Origin of the sequence: Arthrobacter sp. Hiyo1, assembly GCF_001263615.2 — a bacterium.
Classification (GTDB): Bacteria; Actinomycetota; Actinomycetes; order Actinomycetales; family Micrococcaceae; genus Arthrobacter.
Window position 1 is genome coordinate 344,660 of the sequence record NZ_DF952472.1, and the last position, 4,129, is coordinate 348,788.

Annotated in this window: 3 protein-coding genes and 1 pseudogene; 1 reads left to right on the plus strand and 3 read right to left on the minus strand. The window is 63.8% G+C overall.

What is annotated here, in order from left to right:
- Positions 1–347, plus strand: a pseudogene (locus AHiyo1_RS15165) (PLP-dependent aminotransferase family protein); the annotation flags it as partial.
- A gap of 90 nt (positions 348–437) precedes the next feature.
- Here AHiyo1_RS15165 and AHiyo1_RS15170 read toward each other — a convergent pair.
- From AHiyo1_RS15170 to AHiyo1_RS15180, 3 genes are all read right to left on the minus strand, one after another.
- A complete protein-coding gene (locus AHiyo1_RS15170; protein ID WP_059389116.1) occupies positions 438–1,736 on the minus strand; it encodes an RNA polymerase sigma factor in 1,299 nt (432 codons plus the stop codon).
- 314 nt (positions 1,737–2,050) lie between these two features.
- Positions 2,051–3,268, minus strand: coding sequence for a DUF4192 domain-containing protein (locus AHiyo1_RS15175; protein ID WP_059389117.1), 1,218 nt, complete (start codon positions 3,266–3,268; stop codon positions 2,051–2,053).
- Positions 3,269–3,370: 102 nt separating this feature from the next.
- The coding region (locus AHiyo1_RS15180) for an MFS transporter (RefSeq protein WP_113990676.1) at positions 3,371–4,129 on the minus strand (759 nt) is incomplete at its 5' end.

The window sequence follows — 4,129 nt, forward strand, 5'->3', positions numbered from 1 at the left end:
CACGCAGCCGGCCTGGCAGACGCATCTGCGCAGCCTCCGCCATCAGCTTCAGTCGCGCCGCGACCTCCTTGTCACGAGCCTTCGTGAGCACGCCCCCCCAGGCCCACCTCAGCCTCATCCCCAAGGGAGGGCTGAATCTCTGGGCACGCCTGCCGGACGGCACGGACCTCGAGGGGCTGACCCGTGACTGCGAGAGTGCCGGGGTGATGATCGCGGTCGGTACTGAGTGGTTCCCCGCCGAACCGGCGGGACCGTTCATCCGGCTCAACTATGCGGGACCCAACCCATCGGCGTTCCCGGAAGGTGCCCGCATCCTTGGCCACGCGCTCGAACGGAACAGCCCTTAGACACAGCCGCTGATGCAAAAGTGGACCCCCGGGGAATCCGGGGGTCCACTTTTGACGGGCGGTGCCGGCTAAGGCATGGCGTCCGTTGCTTTAGTCAAGGTAGTCGCGCAGAACCTGCGACCGCGAGGGGTGGCGCAGCTTTGACATCGTCTTCGATTCGATCTGACGGATGCGTTCGCGGGTGACTCCATAGACCTTGCCGATTTCGTCTAAAGTCTTCGGCTGGCCGTCGGTAAGGCCGAAGCGCATCGCGACGACGCCTGCTTCCCGCTCGGACAGGGTATCGAGCACTGAATGCAACTGTTCCTGGAGGAGGGTGAAGCTTACGGCGTCCGCGGGCACAACCGCTTCGGAGTCCTCGATGAGGTCGCCGAATTCGGAATCGCCGTCCTCGCCCAGCGGAGTGTGCAGCGAGATGGGCTCGCGGCCGTACTTCTGGACTTCAACGACCTTCTCGGGAGTCATGTCCAGCTCGAGGGCAAGTTCCTCAGGCGTAGGTTCGCGTCCAAGGTCCTGCAGCATCTGGCGCTGGACGCGTGCCAGCTTGTTGATGACTTCCACCATGTGCACCGGGATGCGGATGGTACGGGCCTGGTCCGCCATGGCGCGGGTGATGGCCTGACGGATCCACCAAGTGGCGTAGGTGGAGAACTTGAAGCCCTTGGTGTAGTCGAACTTCTCCACTGCACGGATCAGGCCCAGGTTGCCTTCCTGGATGAGGTCCAGGAAGAGCATGCCGCGGCCTGTGTAGCGCTTGGCCAGCGAGACCACGAGGCGCAGGTTGGCTTCGAGGAGGTGGTTCTTGGCCCTCTTGCCGTCGTGGATGATGAACTCGAGTTCACGCTTCAGCTTCGGGTCCATGGAGCCGTCGTCGGCGTTGATCTTCTCTTCTGCGAAGAGACCCGCTTCAATGCGGAGCGCAAGGTCGACTTCCTGCTCAGCGTTCAACAGGGCAACCTTGCCGATCTGCTTCAGGTAGTCCTTGACGGGGTCGGCCGTGGCACCGGCTGACATGACCTGCTGGACAGGCGCGTCATCGTCATCGGCATCCGAGTAAACAAAGCCGGAGCCGGTGGTCGCGGGCTTCTTGCCCTCTTCGCCTTCTTCGACTTCCTCCGTGAGCTCTGCTTCGTCGGGAACGACGGCGTCAAAATCCTCGGCTTCTTCTTCGGAGTCCTCGTCGGCGCCGGCGGACTTGTTGGCTGCTTCGGCAGCGGCCTTGGCGCCGGGCTTGGGCCCGCGCTTCTTGGGTGCCGGCTTGTCTGCACCTGCAGTCGAAGCATTGGCAGCACGCGTTGCCGCACGCTTCGCAGCTGTAGCCGCCTTCTTTTCTTCGGCGGACAGTTCGGCCAGGGCGGCGGGTTCCTTCTCGGCGGAAGACGGGGTCACAGAAAACCTTTCTAGCGGCGGTCTGTGGAATCACCATGGGGGCAACACCACTATGACCCTGTCAAGTCCGTGATCAACATCAAGTGCCATCGCCGACTGCAGAGTCTCTAGGTAAAACTCCCGACGGCGCCTTAATGTTCCCTAGAGTTCAGGGGACGTTAACGGCACTTGAAACACGGACCCAACCGGGTCTCGGCAACCATTGTCTCACGGTTTTGAGTTCCGGGGGTCGATATCCGCTACCGGGCAGACAATTACGTGCCGCACGGATTTCACTCAATGTGACGCTCCTGGAGTCACCCCGGGGCTTGGAGTCATGCCACCGCACCACCGAACTTCCGCCACGCGGACGACTTGCTTTTGGCCCAGCCGCAGACTGTTCCGCGCCTCACCACCTCGGCGAGCAACTCCGCGAGTCGATAGCCCCGTTGTTCAGCGTCAGCCTGGGACAGGAGCTCGCGGGCGAACGAACCGCTCCCCCGGCACCACTGAATCCACCCCCGGATCGTAAGCGTTGCAGCGCGCGCCTCCCCACCACTGCGCCGGGAGAGCATCGCCAGAACCCCGTCCAGGCTCGTCAACCGTCTCCAGTCGGGGTTCTCCGGGTAGAGGCCCAGGAGCACGTCTCCATAGCGCAAGACGCTGACATCCGTGGCCGGAGTCCGCTTGCCCGCTGCTGGTGGAGGGGGACAGAGACCGGGCGGAACGACCAAGGAACCCTGTTCATCGTCGTCTTGGTCAAAGAAGCCGAAGGCCTCCGCACCGCCACAAGCGACGGTTTTCCCGGCAGCCGCCAGGACCACCACGGCGTCGCGCCAGGCGGAGACCCGCAGGCTTGCCCGGAGGAACGCCGCAGCCTCGCAGTCGAACTCCGCTGGGCGGCCGGAATCGAGGACCCCGCTCCACACATCCAGCATTTCTTCGAATGCCTTCCTGCTCCGCCATAGCCGGAGCAATTCCCCAAGCGTGGCGTCTTCCGTGCGCATGAATTCCGGATCACGGACGGGCTCGTCCTCAGGCCCCAACAACAGTGGCGATTCCAAGACGTTGCTCCCCCGGAACACCATTTCCGCGTTGAGCCGGCTATCGAGGATCTGGTCTACGGGACGGCCGGGAAGGGGACAGCACTCCACATCGGTGCAGAATGCGCTTCGCCAGTAGTCGGAACCAATGAACCATGCATCCCGCAACACCAAGCCCCGATGATCCAGGACGCGTACCAGGGCTTCCAGCAGCGGCAGGCCGTGCGGCACGGCGCCGCCGGCGTCCCAACCGTCGTCGCTGAAGAATGCCAAGAGCACGCCGTCGGCGTCATGGTCCGCTTCCAGATACTCACCGATCCTCCGTGAGTACGCGGCAAGCGCGCGGTCGGATCTCTCGCCCGGAAGGTCCACGCGGAGTGTGGCGCCAAGTGTCTGCCCCCGCAGCGTGATGGCAACGAGGCTCTCCTTTGGCCAGAGCCCCAAGGCGTGGGGAATGAAGCCGAGGATGTCCTCGGGCCGGAAGACGGTCACGCGGTTGTCTGCTGTCATGAATCCAGCATCGGCATCAATGGCGGGCCACGGCAGGCCTCAATTGCCCTATGTGGACAAAGGTGTCCGTCGACCCCTGTGGAGGAACACCGCGAAAACAGGCTACGGCGTGGAACTCCGCTGCTTCGCGAGACGTTCGCGGCGCAATTCCACGCGGCGCCGGCGCTGGTTCGCCAACGACACGAGGAGCGGCGGGACGTGGACGCCTTGGGCGGCCATCTGACGGCGCACCTTGCGACGGGTCATGAGGATCAACACCGTGCCCACGAGAAGGAACAGGAACTGCACGCTCAATGCGATGCGGAAGGACGCCAGGCCGTACAGCTCCCCGCCCGAGAAACCACTCGTGTGGAGAATGTCGAGGATGAGCCCAACCAAGTAGATCGTCAGGAGCGCGGCAACGAAGCCGCCCACATTGACGATGCCCGTGGCGGTACCAATCCTGTGGGAAGGATTGAATGTCCGGGCAAAATCAAAGCCGATCATGGACCCGGGTCCGCCGATCGCCAGGGCAATCACGAGCAATGCAAGCAACCACAGGGGCGCCCTGCTGGGCAACAGCAGGACAGCAGCCCAGGCAAGTGCCGTAGCCGCCGTGATCAGGAGCACCATGGCCGAGCGCCGCATCGGGTGCCTGGCCACGAAGGTTCCAAACAGAGGGCCCACGAGAATGCTGGTGACGACGAACAGTCCCATCAGGGCGGACACAGTGGCCGGGTTCAGGCCCTGCGCCGAGACCAGGAACGGGTAGCCCCAGGACATGGCGAAGACGTTGCCGCTGAACTGGACAGTGAAGTGGCACCAGAGTCCCAGGCGCGTGCCGGGCTGCTTCCAGGCACGCGCGAGGGTCACGCCCGTGGC